Origin of the sequence: Streptacidiphilus jiangxiensis (assembly GCF_900109465.1) — a bacterium.
GTDB classification, from domain to species: domain Bacteria; phylum Actinomycetota; class Actinomycetes; order Streptomycetales; family Streptomycetaceae; genus Streptacidiphilus; species Streptacidiphilus jiangxiensis.
Genome location: NZ_FOAZ01000008.1, coordinates 202,927 through 218,289 on the forward strand (window position 1 = coordinate 202,927; position 15,363 = coordinate 218,289).

A 15,363-nucleotide genomic window follows, 5' to 3' on the forward strand; every position below is an offset into this window, starting at 1 on the left:
GCGGTACCGTCCAATAATTCGCTGTTCCTATCGGGACGGTCGAGGACAAACACAGACATAGGACGCACCGTCGGTCGCGAGGCCGGAGGTGCCGCACTTAGTGGCAGGAGGGACGGGGCGGCCAGGGTCGCCCCGCATGGATGGACGTGAAGCGATACTTCCGTGCGCCGGTGATGTGGATCGTGCTGGCTGTCCTCGCCATCGTCGTGCTGATGCAGGTGGTGTCTTCGGCTCAGGGTTACAAGACCGAGGACACCAGCGCAGTCATCAGCGCGATCAATGCGGGTCAGGCCCAGTCGGTCCAGGTCACGACCGGCGACAGCCAGATGATCAAGGTTCAGCTGAAGGACGGCCAGCAGGTCGACGGCACGAACCAGATCCAGGCCCCCTACGCCTCCGACCAGTTCGCGGCGACGCTGCAGACCGACCTCCAGCAGGCCGTCGACAACGGCAAGCTGAAGAGCTACACGGTCAAGGTGGACAAGCAGAATGCCTTCTTCAGCATTCTGATCTCCCTGCTGCCCTTCGTTCTGATCGTCGGCGTGTTCCTGCTGCTGATGAACCAGATGCAGGGCGGCGGCTCCCGGGTGATGCAGTTCGGCAAGTCCAAGGCCAAGCTGATCACCAAGGACACCCCGAAGACGACCTTCGCGGACGTCGCCGGTGCGGACGAGGCGGTGGAGGAGCTCCAGGAGATCAAGGAGTTCCTGCAGGAGCCGGCCAAGTTCCAGGCCGTGGGCGCCAAGATCCCCAAGGGTGTGCTGCTCTACGGCCCGCCCGGAACCGGTAAGACCCTGCTGGCCCGTGCCGTGGCCGGCGAGGCGGGTGTGCCGTTCTACTCGATCTCCGGCTCCGACTTCGTCGAGATGTTCGTGGGTGTCGGCGCCAGCCGTGTCCGCGACCTGTTCGAGCAGGCCAAGGCGAACGCCCCGGCGATCGTCTTCGTCGACGAGATCGACGCGGTCGGCCGCCACCGCGGCGCCGGCCTCGGCGGTGGTCACGACGAGCGCGAGCAGACCCTCAACCAGCTGCTGGTCGAGATGGACGGCTTCGACGTGAAGGGCGGCGTGATCCTGATCGCGGCGACCAACCGTCCGGACATCCTCGACCCGGCGCTGCTGCGCCCGGGCCGTTTCGACCGGCAGATCGCCGTCGACCGCCCGGACCTCACCGGCCGTCTGGAGATCCTCAAGGTCCACCAGAAGGGCAAGCCGGTCGCCCCGGACGTCGACCTGATGGCCGTCGCCCGTCGCACCCCCGGCTTCACCGGCGCCGACCTGAGCAACGTCCTCAACGAGGCCGCGCTGCTCACCGCCCGCGGTGACAAGAAGCTGATCGACAACAGCACCCTGGACGAGGCGATCGACCGCGTCGTGGCGGGTCCGCAGAAGCGCACGCGGATCATGTCCGACAAGGAGAAGAAGATCACCGCGTACCACGAGGGCGGTCACGCCCTGGTCGCGGCGGCCTCGCCGAACAGTGACCCGGTGCACAAGGTCACGATCCTCTCCCGCGGCCGCGCCCTCGGTTACACGATGGTGCTGCCGGACGAGGACAAGTACTCGACCACGCGCAACGAGATGCTCGACCAGCTCGGCTACATGATGGGCGGGCGCGCGGCGGAGGAGCTGGTCTTCCACGACCCGACCACCGGCGCGTCGAACGACATCGAGAAGGCGACCGCCACCGCGCGGGCGATGGTCACCCAGTACGGCATGACCGAGCGCCTCGGTGCGATCAAGTTCGGGACCGACGCCTCCGAGCCCTTCCTGGGCCGCGAGATGGGCCACCAGCGCGACTACTCGGAAGAGGTCGCCGCCCTGGTGGACGAGGAGGTCAAGAAGCTGATCGAGAACGCCCACAACGAGGCGTGGGAGATCCTGGTCGAGAACCGCGACGTGCTGGACAACCTGGTGCTGGAGCTCCTCGACAAGGAGACCCTGAACAAGGAGCAGCTCGCCGAGATCTTCGCCCCGATCGTGAAGCGTCCGCCGCGTCCGGCCTGGACGGGTTCGCCCCGGCGCACCCCGTCCACCCGCCCGCCGGTGCAGTCGCCGCGCGAGCTGGCCCTCACCAACGGCGTCTCCGACGCCGTGGGCTCGCTGGACGCCTCGCCGTCCCCGCTGGACCAGCCGGAGCTGTGACCGCTGCGTGGTCCTGAAACATTGCACGCTGCCCCAAGGCTTTAGCCTTGGGGCAGCGTCTTTTTGTCGTACTTCTTCGAGGAGCTCTACTCATGATCGATCCGGTGACCGTCGAGGGTTCGACCGGAGCTGTCCGGGAGTTCGACCAGAAGCGCGCGGAGGACGCGGTCCGTGAGCTGCTCATCGCCGTCGGCGAGAACCCCGACCGCGAGGGCCTGCGGGACACGCCGGCGCGGGTGGCCCGCGCCTACAAGGAGATCTTCGCCGGGCTCTACCAGGAGCCGGAGGACGTCCTCACCACGGTCTTCGACCTCGGCCACGACGAGCTGGTCCTGGTCAAGGACATCGAGCTGGTCTCCTGCTGCGAGCACCACCTGCTGCCGTTCCACGGCGTGGCGCACGTCGGCTACATCCCCGCCGAGAGCGGGAAGATCACCGGTCTGTCGAAGCTGGCCCGTCTGGTGGACGTGTTCGCACGGCGACCGCAGGTGCAGGAGCGTCTGACGACGCAGATCGCGGACTCCCTGATGCGGATACTCGAGGCCCGCGGCGTGATCGTGGTCGTCGAGGCGGAGCACATGTGCATGTCGGTGCGCGGCATCCGGAAGCCGGGCGCGAAGACCATGACCTCCGCGGTCCGCGGCCAGCTCCGCGACGGCAAGACCCGCGCCGAGGCGATGTCCCTGATCGTCAGCCGCTGACAGCTCGCTGCACCCTCCAGGGGCGCGGGGAACTGCGCGAGAAACCCCCCTGTGCGGATGGCCCTGTTCGGTGGGGACCATCTGCTCACCGGTGGCTCGTCGCGCAGTTCCTCGCGCCCCTGGGGGTTGCAACGCACCCTCAGTGCGCCAGCTGTCCGCTGATCCACTCCAGCATGGGGCCCTGTTCCACGGCCCAGGTGCCGAAGTTGTGGCCGCCGGTCTGCAGCAGCATCGGGGTCGCCCGCAGCGGAGCGCGCACCTCGGCGAGGAAACGCTTCGTCGCCGGGTAGTCGCGGTCCTTGACCGCCGTGCCGAGGAGGACGCGGATCGAGGGCTGCGGCAGGTGGGTGAGCCGCCAGTTGAAGTCCGCCTGCTGGAGCAGGTGCTCGCGGTCCGGGCCGGGAGGGCCGAACAGCGTGCCCGTCTGGCGGTTCTCGTAGAGGCCGTAGTCGCCCCCGAGATCGGCCACGACGCCGTAGACGGACGGATGGCGCAGGCCGAAGGCGAGCGCGCACGTGCCGCCCTCGGAGTAGCCCTCCACCGCCCATGAGTCGGGCCCCGGCGCCAGCCGGTACGCGCTGCGCAGGGCGGTGGGGAGCTCGTCGGTGAAGTACGTCTCCACGGCCGGTCCGCCCACCGAGTCGACGCAGTTGGTGTCGCGTGGCAGTGCCACGTTCTGCGAGACCAGGACCAGCACCGTCGGCTGCATCCGGCCCTCGGTGATCAGGCGGGAAGCCTCCCGTGGGGGGTTCAGCCGGTCCAGCGTGGTCGCGATGGTGCCGGGGTAACCGGTCATCATCACCAGGACCGGGAAGCGCGTGCGCGCGTAGGCCGGCTGGAAGTACTGCGGGGGCAGGTAGACGTACGCCTGCTGGTGCAGGCCGGTGCGCGGGCCGAGAACGCGGACGGAGGCCAGCGCGCCGACGGACGCCGGCCGGCCTGCCGGCCACGCGGGGGAGGAGCCGTCGGGACGGACCAGGCGGGAGCCGTGGGCCGTCGGGAGGGCGTCACCGGCGTTGCCGGTGGAGGGACCGAAGGTGACCTGCTGGTCGGAGCCGAGCAGGTCGTCCCAGGTGGGGTAGAAGTCGCCGTAACCGTTGATCAGCAGCGCCGCGACCAGGACCAGGCCCAGCTGGGCCGTCAGCAGCGCGCCGAGCCGGGCCAGGACGGACGTCCAGCCGGGCCGGGCCAGGCGCGGCCACTGCCACACCGTCGCGCCCGTGACCAGCACGGTGAGCCCGAGGACCGTCCAGAGCAGCGCTCCGCTGGTCAGCTCCATCTGCGCCTGGCCCTCGTTCCCGTCGCGCCGGTCCGTCGTCCAGTTCAACGACGGACGCGGGGAACGGGAGCGGCGTCAGGCGGAGGCGTTGCCCGGGACGCTCAGCTTGCCGGCGACCCACGGGAGCGCCAGCGGCGTCTCCTGGTTCCAGGTGTTGAAGTTGTGGCCGCCGCTCTGCAGGTAGAGCGAGGAGATCTGGAACGGGGGCTTGGCCTGGACCGCCTTGATGAAGGCCTGGGTGGCCTTGTAGTCCGCCTCCGTCTTGCTGCTGGTGACCAGCAGGGAGACCGGGACGGCCGGGAGGTTCTTGACCCGCCACATCAGGTCGGCCTGGTTGCGCAGGTCCTGGCTGCCGCCGAACAGGTCACCGGTGGTGGAGTCCTCGGCGGCCTTGTAGTAGCCGGAGAGGGAGGCCGCGGCGCCGAAGGAGTTCGGCTCGCGCATGGCCAGGGACAGGGCGCAGTAGCCGCCGGTGGAGTCGCCGATCAGGCCCCAGGCCTTGCCGTCGGTGGAGACGTTGTAGGCGGAGGCCATGGCGCTCGGCAGGTCCTTGGAGAAGAAGGTCTGCGCCTGCGGGCCACCGGGTATGTCCTGGCACTCGTTGTCACGCGGCATCGCGACGGAGGGGCGCAGCAGCACCATGACCGTCGGCGGCATCTTCTTCTGGTAGATGGACTGCGCGGCGATGGTCGGGTACTTCATCCGGGAGATCAGGTTCTCCGGGGTGCCCGGGTACCCGGTGAACACCACCACCACCGGGAACTTCTTGTTCTTGTACGCCGGGTCCTTGTAGGCGGCCGGGAGGTAGACGTAGCCGTCCTCGGTCAGGTTCGTGGTGCCGCCGTGGATGGTGACCTGCTGAACCGTTCCGCCGCCGGCGCCCGCCGCCGCGCCGCCCAGCTGCAGCGCGACCGGCTTGCTGTTCTGGATGCTGACGCTGCCGCCGCCCTTGCCGTCGGAGGTCGGCTTGGTGTGGTCGACGATGGTCGGGGTCGGGCCCTGGTCGGTGCCGAACAGGTCGCTGAAGGAGCTGTAGAAACCGCCCCAGTTGTTCGCGACCAGCGCGAGCGCCATCAGGCTGAGCAGCTGGCTCACCAGCAGCGTGCCCACCCGTCCGAGGATGGCCTTCCAGTTGCGCCCGCTCAGACGCGGCCAGAGGTAGACCGTGCCGACGAAGCTCGCGAGCGCCAGGAGCGCGATCAGCAGCTCCAGTTTCTTGCTGGTGAGTCCCATGCCCCGTTGCCTATGCCTTCGTGCCTGCGTCCCGCCCCGGGGTACCGGCACGGGCGGGCCCGAGGGTGGTGGCCCGGGTCCGACGTACCAGCATGCCTGAGGGTTGCCTGAGAAGCAGCATCAGCGGTCGTATGTGTGATCCATTCATGCTCGCTTCATCACTGGGGGCCGCACGCGTGGAACGAAGTCCTTACCAGTACGTCTACGCTGTCCTCCCATGAGTGAACCCGTGGCCACCGAGCGACCGACCCGCAAGGGCCTGCCGATCCCCAAGGTCTCCCGTCCCTGGGTGCCACGAGCGGTCGGCTACGCCACGGCGCTCATCGGTCTCTTCGACATCATCGCCGGCGTCGCCCCGCACATCCGTGAGAGCAAGGTCCACAAGCTCGCGACGCTGCTGCCGGGCACCGTCACCACGGTCGCCACCGCGCTCTCCCTCGTCATCGGCATCGTGCTGATCATGCTGGCGCACGCGCTGCGCCGCCGTAAGGCCCGCGCGTTCCGCGCGGTCGCGGTGCTGCTGCCGGTCGGCTTCGTGATGGAGCTGCTGCGCTGGCACCACACCGGCACCGCGGTGATCACCCTGGTGGTCTGGGCCGTGCTGCTGATCAACCACCGCGAGTTCTACGCCCTCTCCGACCCGCGCACCCGCTGGCGCGCGGCGGCCAACGCCGTGGTGATGCTGGCGCTGAGCTTCGGTCTCGGCATGATCATCGTCAGCGCGCACGCGAAGACCACCGTCGGCGACCCGACGCTGCGCGAGCGGTTCTGGGAGGTCTTCTGGGGCCTGGTCGGCATCGGCGGCCCGATCCACTACACCGGGGACCGCACCGGCGACCTGGTCTACTACTCGCTGGCCGGCCTCGGTTTCTTCACCGCCGTCAGCACGATCTGGCTGGCCCTGCGCCCGTCCAAGCCCTTCGCGGTGCTCGACGCCTCGGAGGAGCAGCAGGTCCGCGAGCTGCTGGGCAAACACGGCGCCCGTGACTCCCTCGGCTACTTCGCGCTGCGCCGCGACAAGAGCGTCCTCTTCTCGCCGACCGGCAAGGCCGCCATCGCCTACCGCGTCGTCTCCGGCGTGATGCTCGCCTCCGGCGACCCGATCGGCGACGTCGAGGCCTGGCCCGGCGCGATCAAGGTCTTCATGGAGGAGGCCCACAAGCACGCCTGGGTGCCGGCCGTCATGGGCTGCAGCGAGCAGGGTGGTGAGGTCTGGACCCGCGAGGCGGGCCTGGACGCGCTGGAGATCGGCGACGAGGCGATCGTCGAGGTGGCCGACTTCACCCTGGAGGGCCGCGCGATGCGCAACGTCCGCCAGATGGTCAAGCGCATCGAGCGGGCCGGCTACGAGTGCCGGGTCCGCCGGGTGGAGGACCTCGACGCCCGCGAGCGCGACGCGATCCGCAACGCGGCGGACGCCTGGCGCGGCACCGAGACCGAGCGTGGCTTCTCCATGGCGCTGGGCCGTTTCGGCGACATCCGCGACGAGGGCTGTGTGGTCGTGACCGCCCACAAGGCCATCGAGGGCGCGCCCGAGGGGACCTCGGACATCCGCGCGGTGCTGCACTTCGTGCCGTGGGGCAAGGACGGCATCTCGCTGGACCTGATGCGCCGCGACCGCGACGCCGACCCGGGCCTGAACGAGCTGCTCATCGTCAAGGCCCTGCAGGCCTGCCCCGAGCTGGGCGTCAACCGCGTCTCGCTGAACTTCGCGATGTTCCGTTCGGCGTTGGCGCGTGGTGAGCGCATCGGCGCCGGTCCGGTGCTGCGGGCGTGGCGCGGGTTGCTGGTCTTCCTGTCGCGGTGGTTCCAGATCGAGTCCCTGTACAAGTTCAACGCCAAGTTCCGGCCGATCTGGGAGCCGCGGTTCCTGGTCTACCCGAGCAGCACGGACCTGCCGCGGATCGGCATCGCCGCGCTGCAGGCGGAGGCGTTCCTGGTGATGGAGCTGCCGAAGTTCCTGCGGCGCTTCCAGAAGGCGGCTCCGGAGCCGAACGCCGCCATCACGGTGCCCGCCCAGCGGTAGTCGCGCCCCTGGGGACCCCGACTTCCCCCGGCGAGATAATCGGGGCATGGCTACTCCGCACCGACACCTTCCCGGACTGCCCGACTGGGGCCGCTGCGGGGTCATGGGCATCGTGAACGTGACCCCGGACTCCTTTTCCGACGGTGGGCTGTGGCTCGATCCGGACAAGGCGGTCGCCCACGGGATCGAGCTCACGCGGCAGGGCGCCGACCTCGTCGACGTGGGTGGGGAGTCCACCCGGCCGGGGGCCCAGCGGGTCACCGAGGAGGAGGAGCTGCGCCGCGTCATCCCGGTGATCACCGGGCTCACCGCCGCGGGTGTCGTCGTGAGCGTGGACACCATGCGGGCCGCCGTCGCGGAGGCGTCCGTCGCCGCGGGGGCGAAGGTGATCAACGACGTGAGCGGTGGACGGGCCGACGCCGACATGGTCAAGGTCGCGGCCGGGACGGGTGTCCCCTTTGTGGTGATGCACTGGCGCGGTCAGTCGACGGAGATGGAGTCGCTCGCCCGCTACGAGGACGTGGTCCGTGAGGTCGTCGCGGAGGTCGAGGCGCAGGCCGAGGCCGTCGTCGCGGCCGGTGTGAAGCCGGAGCAACTGATCGTCGACCCGGGGCTCGGCTTCGCCAAGACCCGCGAGGACGACTGGGCACTGCTGGCCCGGCTGGACGCCTGGAACCGCCTCGGGCACCCGCTCCTGGTCGCCGCTTCGCGCAAGCGCTTCCTCGGGACGCTGTTGGCCGACGAGCGGACCGGTGAGCTGCGCCCGGCGCGCGAGCGTGACGCCGCGACCGCCGCGGTCTCCGCGCTGGCGGCCGCCACCGGGGCCTGGGCGGTGCGGGTGCACGAGGTCGGCGCCACGGCGGACGCCGTGCGCGTCGAGGCCGCGCTGCGGGCCGCGCGGGAGGAGCGGTGACGGGGGTGCCGAAGGGGAGCGAGGCCGAGGTCGCCGCGGTGCTGGACGCCAACGGCGCCCTGTACGCCGCCCTGGAGGCGGGCGACCTGGACGCCTTGACGGACGTCTGGGTCTCCGGCGCGGACGCGGACGACGTGCACGGCTGCGTGTGCGTGCACCCGGGCTGGCCGGTGCTGCGCGGGCGCGCCTCCGTGCTGCGCTCCTACGCGCTGATCATGGCCCACACCGACTACATCCAGTTCTTCCTGACCGACGTCGAGGTCGAGGTCCTCGGTGACGTGGCGCTCGTCACCTGCACCGAGAACATCCTCTCCGGCGGCGAGGCCGAGGAGGAGGGGCAGCTCGGTCCCCTGGTCGGGGGAAAGGTGGTCGCCACGAACCTGTTCCGACGGACGGGTGACGGCTGGCGCCTGTGGTCCCACCACGGTTCGCCGGTGCTGACCGGCGGTGACGACGAGGAAGGGTGATCTTTTGGGGAACATCCGGTGAAGGTCAGGGCGCCTGGGAATCAAAAGGGTGCCGTACGGGATTGTCAGTAATGCAAGGTAGCTTGGTGCCCGTGGGCAATGATGCCTGCGCCGCTCCCCCGTGCGTCCGCCCCGGTACGCCGTACCGGTACGCAGTTGGAGAGCAGGACCCTCAGGGAGTGTTCGCCACATGCTCGACCGAATCGCGATCAAGGGCCTGCGTGCCCGCGGACATCACGGCGTCTTCCCGCGCGAGCGCGAGCTCGGCCAGACGTTCGTGGTCGACGTGGTGCTCGGGCTCGACACCCGCCCTGCGGCCTCCGGCGACGACCTGGAGGCGACGGCCCACTACGGCGTCATCGCCGAAGAGGTCGTGGGCATCGTCACGGGCGATCCGGTCGACCTGATCGAGACTCTCGCCCAGCGCATCGCCGACCAGTGCCTCACCCACGCAGCCGTCCAGGAGGTGGAGGTCACCGTGCACAAGCCGGATGCTCCGATCACCGTCCCGTTCGACGACGTCACCATCACTATCGTTCGGAGTCGCGGATGAGCCCCATGTCTCCCGATCCCATCGCCACGCCGGTCCCGTCCCAGATCAAGGAGACGGTGGACTCGGCCGACACCACCCTGCACAACCCCCGCCGCGCGGTCATCGCCCTCGGCAGCAACCTCGGCAACCGCCTGGAGACCCTCCAGGGGGCGGTCGACCTGCTGGAGGACACCCCCGGCGTCCGGGTCAAGGCCGTCTCGGCCGTCTTCGAGACGGACGGCGTCGGCGGCCCGGAGGGGCAGCCCGCCTACCTCAACGCGGTGCTGGTGCTGAAGACCACCCTGCCGCCGCAGTCGCTGCTGGAACGCGCCAACGCCATCGAGGACGCCTTCGGCCGGGTCCGCGAGGTCCGTTGGGGTCCGCGCACGCTGGACCTCGACATCGTCGCCTACGAGGGCGTCGAACAGGACGTCCCCGAGCTGATCCTGCCGCACCCGCGCGCCCACGAGCGCGGCTTCGTGCTGGCGCCCTGGCACGACGCCGACCCGGACGCGGAGCTGCCGGGCCACGGCAAGGTCGCCGAGTTGCTGACCACCGTCAGCGAGCAGGGTGTGCGCCGTCGCGAGGATCTCACGCTGCACCTGCCCCGCTGACCACCGGCACGGCGGGCGCCGCGCCGGGTACGGTGGATCAGATCCTGCTTGGAGGGACTGCTGTGAAGCCGCTTCGCCCGCTCGTGCTGGCCGTGACAACGCTCGTCGCCGGGCTGCTGTCCTGGGCCGGCGCCCGGCTGTGGAACTCGGTCGGTTCGCTGCCGGGCGTCCCGGCCGCGGCCCCGATCGTGCTCGCAGTGATCGCGGTGGTGCTCGCCGCCGCCGCGATCACGCTGCGCAGCCGGCTCCAGGCCCAGCGCGAACGCCGGCCCGGCGCCAAGGCCGTCGATCCGCTGTTCGCCGCCCGGGCCCTGGTGCTGGGCCAGGCCAGCGCGCTGGTCGCGGCGCTGGTGACGGGCGTCTACGGCGGCATGGGCGTCTTCCTGCTCACCCTCTCCGACGCCTCCCCGGCCCGCCGCGGCCAAGCCCTCACGGCCCTGTTCGCGGTCCTCGCGGGTATCGCCGTGATGGCCGCCGGGCTCTGGCTCCAGCACATCTGTCGCCTGCCCGACGACGAGGACGAGGACCGCGAGCGGGCCACGCAGCGCCGCTGACGCGCTGATTTTTGATCTGTCAAGGGTGTTCTTGACCCCTCGCCTGACATAAGTCGGACGATCACGCTAGATTTCTGGCCATGTCTCGTGGTCGCCACCGTCAAGCCTCGCGCCTCGGCCGGGCGCTCCCCTCGCTCGCCTGTGCGGTCCTGGCCGTCGCCGCGCTCGCCGCAGCGATGCTGACCAGCAGTCTCGGGGTGCTGCGAATCCTGGTGGCGGCGGTCAGCGTCGGCGCCTGCGCCGCCGCGGTGCTGCTGCGCCAGCGCGAGAGCGCCACGCAGGCCGCGCTCGCCTCCGAGCAGGCCGCGCGCGGGCGCGACGAGGCCCGCTTCGAGGAGCGGGTCGCCGAGCTCGAGTACCAGGCCGAGATGGCCGAGGAGCAGGTCAAGCGCCTGGAGCGGCGGGTGCTCGCCCAGCGCAGCCAGCTCGCCCACGCGGAGGCCGCGCACGCCCAACTCCTGCGCGACCGCGCCCGCATCGCCGCCGAGCAGGCCCTGCGCGAGGCGGACGCCGCGCAGGCCCTGGAGGTCGCGAAGCGCGGTGTCCGGCCGACTCCGGCCGCCTACCTCAAGGCCGCGAACACGCTGCGCTCGCTGGAGCGGCAGGCCGAGCAGGCGGAGTCCGGCCGTACGCTGAGCCTGCGTCAGCCCCAGGTGCCCGCGCTGCCGGCGGTGCCGGAGCCGGCCCCGCCGGTCGCCGAGGCGGAGGGGGAACCCAAGGAGCGTCAGCCCGAGGCGCAGGCGGGCTCGTTCTTCGTCAAGCCCGCGAAGCCCGAGGCGCAGGCCCCTGCGGAGGCGGAGGCCCCCGCGGAGGCGGAGGCAGAGTCGGCGCCGGAGGCGGAGAAGCCCGCCGAGGCCGCGCTGCCGGCCCGTCAGGAGGCCCGTGGCGCCGCAGTGGCGGTCTCGCGGGAGCGCGGGCTGGTGGCCCCCTACATGCAGCCCTCGGCCCAGCCGCAGGCCGCGGAGGCCGCGGCGAGCGCCCCCGCGTGGGCCCGCGCCGCGCTCCCGCCGCTGCGGCCGGCCGCGGCGGTCCCCCCGCCGGCGCTGCCGCGCCAGGGCACCGGGCGCACCATGGGCGCGTTCAACTTCTTCTCCCGCCAGGAGGCCGCGATCGGCCACGACCCGGCGGACGTCATCGGCGACGAGGCGGCCGCGGCCCAGGCCCGGTACGTGGCCGCGCCCGAGGCCCCGTCCGTCCTCCCGACGCACGCCCACGAGCGCACGGAACACGCCATCGTGGACCTCACGGCAGAGGACGAGACCGAGCCGATCGACGTGCGAGCCGTCCGCGCGGTCTGACCTCACGGGCGCGAGGAACTGCGCGACGAGCCACGGACGGGCCGATGGTCCTCGAGCCCGTGCTACTTGTCGACGTCTCCGACGACGAAGAACATCGACCCCAGGATCGCCACCATGTCCGGGACCAGCTGGCCCGGCAGGATCTCGCTCAGGACCTGCAGGTTGTTGAACGACGCGGAGCGCAGCTTCAGCCGCCACGGCGTCTTGTCGCCGCGGGAGACCAGGTAGTAGCCGTTGATGCCGAGCGGGTTCTCGGTCCAGGCGTACGTGGCGCCCTCCGGCGCCTTCAGCACCTTCGGCAGCCGCACGTTCACCGGCCCCTGCGGGAGGGACGCGAGGCGGTCCAGGCACGCATCGGCGAGGTCCAGGCTGACATGGAGCTGCTCCAGCAGGACCTCGAAGCGGGCCAGGCAGTCGCCGGTCTGACGGACCGGCACCCGCAGGACCTCGGCGAGCTCCCCGTAGGCGAGGTACGGCTCGTCGCGGCGGAGGTCGAAGTCGACGCCGGAGGCGCGGGCGATCGGGCCGCTGACGCCGTAGGCGTGCACCAGCTCGGGGGCGAGCACACCGACGCCCGACGTGCGGGCGCGGAAGATCTCGTTGCCGGTGACGAGCCGGTCGAAGACGTCGGCGCGGGCGCGCACCGCCGCGACCGCGCCCCGCACGCGCTCGTACCAGCCCGCCGGAAGGTCCTCCTTCAGGCCGCCGACGCGGTTGAACATGTAGTGCATGCGGCCGCCGGAGGCCTCCTCCAACACCGACTGGAGCCGCTCGCGTTCGTCGAAGGCGTGGAAGATCGGGGTGATCCCGCCCAGCTCCAGCGGGTAGGAGCCGAGGAACATCAGGTGGTTGAGCACCCGGTTCAGCTCGGCGAGCAGGGTCCGCGTCCAGGTCGCACGCTCAGGGACCTCCATGCCGAGCATCCGCTCGACGGCCAGTACCACGCCCAGCTCGTTGGAGAACGCCGAGAGCCAGTCGTGCCGGTTGGCCAGCATGATGATCTGGCGGTAGTCGCGCGCCTCGAAGAGCTTCTCCGCGCCGCGGTGCATGTAGCCGATGATCGGCTCGGCCTCGCTGATGCGTTCGCCGTCGAGGCGCAGGCGCAGCCGGAGCACGCCGTGGGTGCTGGGGTGCTGGGGGCCGATGTTCAGCACCATGTCGCTGGTGCCCAGCTCGGTGCCGCTGCCCGCCAGGCCCGCGCCCGCTCCGATGCCGACCGTCGTCTCCGTCATGACATCAGAGTCTGCCATCCCTGTGGCCACACCATTCGCAGCGATCCCACGGCCTGGACACCCCACAGGAACGAGCCCAGTCCGCCCGTCGCGGTCAGCTCCGCAGCCTCGCCCGCGCCCGCCAGGGCGCGCAGGTAGCCGACCGGATCACTCGACGCCAGCGCCAGGGGCGGCCGGGAGCCGCTCACGCCGAGCTCGTGCAGGGCGGCGCGCTGCGTCGTCCACAGGCTGTGGGTGACGCGCGGGTTCGCCCGCGCCGCCGCGGCCAGGCAGGAGTCGAGGGCGACGTGCGCGGTCAGGTCGCAGGAGCCGTCGGGGACGGGGTCCACCTGGCGGCCGCCCTGGTATCCCGTGAGCGTGCCGAACGGCGGGCGGTCGGTGCGCGTGTGCGCGTAGTCGACGGCCACGGCCAGGCCGTCGCCGACCGCGGCGACCGCCTGCGACCAGGCCTGCTCCCGCCACCGTCCCAGCTCGGCCCGCTCGACCGGGTGCGGGAAGGCGTCCCGCAGCCACGCCGCGTCCGCGGCGTCCAGCGGCTCGCCCGGCCGCTCCGCGCCCGACGCCGGGTCGACCAGGACGTAGCGGGCGACGCCCTCCTCGTCCACCTCGGCGACCTCGCAGGGCACGTTGTCGAGCCACTCGTTGGCGAAGAGCAGCCCGGCCGGCACCGGCTCGATCCGGTCCGCCCAGGACACCCACGCCGGCAGTCCCTCGGGACGCGCGGCCCGCTCCACCGCGACGAGCCGCAGCCGGTCCGCGAGCTCCGGATCGACGGCGCGGGCCTGCGCGCCGAGCGCCACCAGCAGCTCGCCGCGGCCCGCGCCGACGTCGCAGACGGTCAGCCGCTCCGGGCGGTCGAGCGCCTCGTCCACCCGCCGGGCCAGCTCCAGGACCGCCCCGGCGAAGAGCGGGGAGGCGTGCACGGAGGTGCGGAAGTGCGCGGCCGGTCCGCCGCCCTCCCGCACGAAGAACCCCTCCGGGCCGTACAGGGCCCGCTCCATGGCGTCCCGCCAGGGCAGATAGCTCATGGCCCCACTCTTCCAGCGGGGATCACGGCCGAACCAGTCGGCACGACGAACGATTGGCCCCGGCAACCAACTCCGACTTCCGGAGGAGAGCGGACTCACTCCGGCGACGGAGGGCGGACCTCTCCGCGCTGCCTAACCTGGAAGCGTGCAACTCCTCTACAGCTGGTTCCGCAGCCGCCCCCTGGTGTCCGACACCTTGTGGGCCGTGCTGCTGTTCCTGCTGTCGTTGCTGGAGGCCTACGCCGAACGCAGCCCCGGCCAGGTGCTGCTCGCGCTCGCCCTCTGCACGCTGCTGGCGTTCCGCCGGCGCCACCCCGACTTCGCGCTGTGGGCGGGCGCGCTGCTGGCCTTCCTGCAGCTCGGGTTCGCGCACAACGTCTACGTCTCCGACATGGCCCTGCTGGTCCTCGGCTACGGTGCGGCGGCGTTCGGCAACAAGTGGACGTCCCGAGCGGCCCTGGCGCTCGGCCTGGTCTCCGGGCCGCTGGCGTTCGTCGCGTTCTCCAACGCGTGGATCGACAAGCCGTCGGTGATGTTCTTCTCCGTCGTCGCCTCCACGCCGTTCGTGCTCAGCTGGGTGCTGGGCCGCTTCACCAGCATCCGCCGCGCCTACTACCTGGAGCTGGAGGACCGCGCCGCCCGGCTGGAGCGCGAGCGCGACGCCCAGGCCAAGGTGGCCGTCGCCGCCGAGCGCGCCCGGATCGCGCGGGAGCTGCACGACGTCGTCGCCCACAACGTCTCGGTGATGATCGTCCAGGCCGACGGCGCCTCCTACGTCATGGACGCCTCCCCGGAGCAGGCCAAGGAGGCGCTGGGCACCATCGCCGCCACCGGCCGTCAGGCGCTCGCCGAGATGCGCCGCCTGCTGGGCCTGCTGCGCAGCGAGGAGACCACCGGCGAGTACGTGCCGCAGCCCGGCGTCGAGCAGCTCCCGGACCTGCTGGAGCAGGTGCGCAGCGCCGGCCTGCCGGTCGAGTTCAGCGTCGAGGGCGACCCGCGACCGCTGCCGCGCGGCGTGGAGCTGACGGCCTATCGGATCGTGCAGGAGGCGCTGACCAACGCCCGCAAGCACGGTGGCCCGGAGGCCAGCGCCACCGTCAAGATCCGCTTCCATGACAGCGACCTGGCCATGGTCATCGAGGACGACGGCCGCGGCGCCAGCGCCGAGCTGGTCACCACCGGCGGCGAGGACGGCTTCGGTCATGGTCTGATCGGTATGCGCGAGCGCGTCGGCATGGTCGGCGGCAGTCTCGACGCCGGCCCCCGCGTCGGCGGCGGGTTCCGCATCGAGGCCGTCCTGCCGCTCGGCTCCGTCCGCTAGCCACCCACCACCACCGCAGGG

At 71.4% G+C, this 15,363-nt stretch carries 14 protein-coding genes; 10 read left to right on the plus strand and 4 right to left on the minus strand.

Going from position 1 to position 15,363, the window contains the following annotated elements; all coding sequences use genetic code 11:
- Positions 1 to 140 precede the first annotated feature (140 nt).
- Together ftsH and folE are read left to right on the plus strand one after the other, a co-directional pair.
- Positions 141 to 2,144 carry an ATP-dependent zinc metalloprotease FtsH gene (gene ftsH / locus BMY61_RS17515; protein WP_042452193.1) on the plus strand — a complete coding sequence of 668 codons (2,004 nt, stop codon included), beginning with the start codon at positions 141 to 143 and terminating at the stop codon, positions 2,142 to 2,144.
- 92 nt (positions 2,145 to 2,236) lie between these two features.
- Complete coding sequence (gene folE, locus BMY61_RS17520) at positions 2,237 to 2,845, plus strand: GTP cyclohydrolase I FolE (protein ID WP_042452190.1); 609 nt, start codon at positions 2,237 to 2,239, stop codon at positions 2,843 to 2,845.
- A 139-nt stretch (positions 2,846 to 2,984) separates the two neighbouring features.
- Here the strand turns inward: folE and BMY61_RS17525 are convergent, their stop codons facing one another.
- Positions 2,985 to 4,172: an alpha/beta hydrolase gene (locus BMY61_RS17525; RefSeq protein ID WP_143094400.1), complete on the minus strand. Its 1,188-nt coding sequence runs from the start codon at positions 4,170 to 4,172 to the stop codon at positions 2,985 to 2,987.
- A gap of 27 nt (positions 4,173 to 4,199) precedes the next feature.
- Positions 4,200 to 5,357 carry an alpha/beta hydrolase gene (locus BMY61_RS17530; protein ID WP_042452186.1) on the minus strand — a complete coding sequence of 386 codons (1,158 nt, stop codon included), beginning with the start codon at positions 5,355 to 5,357 and terminating at the stop codon, positions 4,200 to 4,202.
- 217 nt (positions 5,358 to 5,574) lie between these two features.
- Here BMY61_RS17530 and BMY61_RS17535 point away from each other — a divergent pair, with 217 nt between their 5' ends.
- The 7 genes from BMY61_RS17535 (at position 5,575) to BMY61_RS17565 (ending at position 11,761) form a co-directional block, all read left to right on the plus strand.
- Positions 5,575 to 7,383 carry a phosphatidylglycerol lysyltransferase domain-containing protein gene (locus tag BMY61_RS17535; RefSeq protein WP_042452184.1) on the plus strand — a complete coding sequence of 603 codons (1,809 nt, stop codon included), beginning with the start codon at positions 5,575 to 5,577 and terminating at the stop codon, positions 7,381 to 7,383.
- 46 nt (positions 7,384 to 7,429) lie between these two features.
- Positions 7,430 to 8,296, plus strand: coding sequence for a dihydropteroate synthase (gene folP, locus BMY61_RS17540; RefSeq protein ID WP_236656228.1), 867 nt, complete (start codon positions 7,430 to 7,432; stop codon positions 8,294 to 8,296).
- Positions 8,297 to 8,301: 5 nt separating this feature from the next.
- Complete coding sequence (locus BMY61_RS17545) at positions 8,302 to 8,763, plus strand: nuclear transport factor 2 family protein (RefSeq protein WP_042452179.1); 462 nt, start codon at positions 8,302 to 8,304, stop codon at positions 8,761 to 8,763.
- Positions 8,764 to 8,953: 190 nt separating this feature from the next.
- Positions 8,954 to 9,316 carry a dihydroneopterin aldolase gene (gene folB / locus BMY61_RS17550; protein WP_042452176.1) on the plus strand — a complete coding sequence of 121 codons (363 nt, stop codon included), beginning with the start codon at positions 8,954 to 8,956 and terminating at the stop codon, positions 9,314 to 9,316.
- A gap of 5 nt (positions 9,317 to 9,321) precedes the next feature.
- Entirely contained in the window at positions 9,322 to 9,909 is a 588-nt protein-coding gene (gene folK, locus BMY61_RS17555; RefSeq protein WP_042452173.1) for a 2-amino-4-hydroxy-6-hydroxymethyldihydropteridine diphosphokinase, read from the plus strand.
- Between the two features lie 62 nt (positions 9,910 to 9,971).
- Complete coding sequence (locus tag BMY61_RS17560) at positions 9,972 to 10,463, plus strand: DUF3180 domain-containing protein (protein WP_042452170.1); 492 nt, start codon at positions 9,972 to 9,974, stop codon at positions 10,461 to 10,463.
- Positions 10,464 to 10,543: 80 nt separating this feature from the next.
- Entirely contained in the window at positions 10,544 to 11,761 is a 1,218-nt protein-coding gene (locus BMY61_RS17565) for a hypothetical protein (RefSeq protein WP_075003951.1), read from the plus strand.
- A gap of 62 nt (positions 11,762 to 11,823) precedes the next feature.
- Here the strand turns inward: BMY61_RS17565 and BMY61_RS17570 are convergent, their stop codons facing one another.
- Positions 11,824 to 12,993, minus strand: a complete 1,170-nt coding sequence (locus BMY61_RS17570) for an NADH-quinone oxidoreductase subunit D (protein WP_042452167.1) — start codon at positions 12,991 to 12,993, stop codon at positions 11,824 to 11,826.
- Positions 12,990 to 14,021: an SAM-dependent methyltransferase gene (locus BMY61_RS17575; protein ID WP_042452164.1), complete on the minus strand. Its 1,032-nt coding sequence runs from the start codon at positions 14,019 to 14,021 to the stop codon at positions 12,990 to 12,992. Before BMY61_RS17575 ends, BMY61_RS17570 begins: the two co-directional genes overlap by 4 nt.
- Before the next feature lie 145 nt (positions 14,022 to 14,166).
- On the opposite strand from BMY61_RS17575, the gene BMY61_RS17580 reads away from it, so the two are divergent.
- Complete coding sequence (locus tag BMY61_RS17580) at positions 14,167 to 15,342, plus strand: sensor histidine kinase (protein WP_042452161.1); 1,176 nt, start codon at positions 14,167 to 14,169, stop codon at positions 15,340 to 15,342.
- The last annotated feature ends 21 nt before the right edge of the window (positions 15,343 to 15,363 follow it).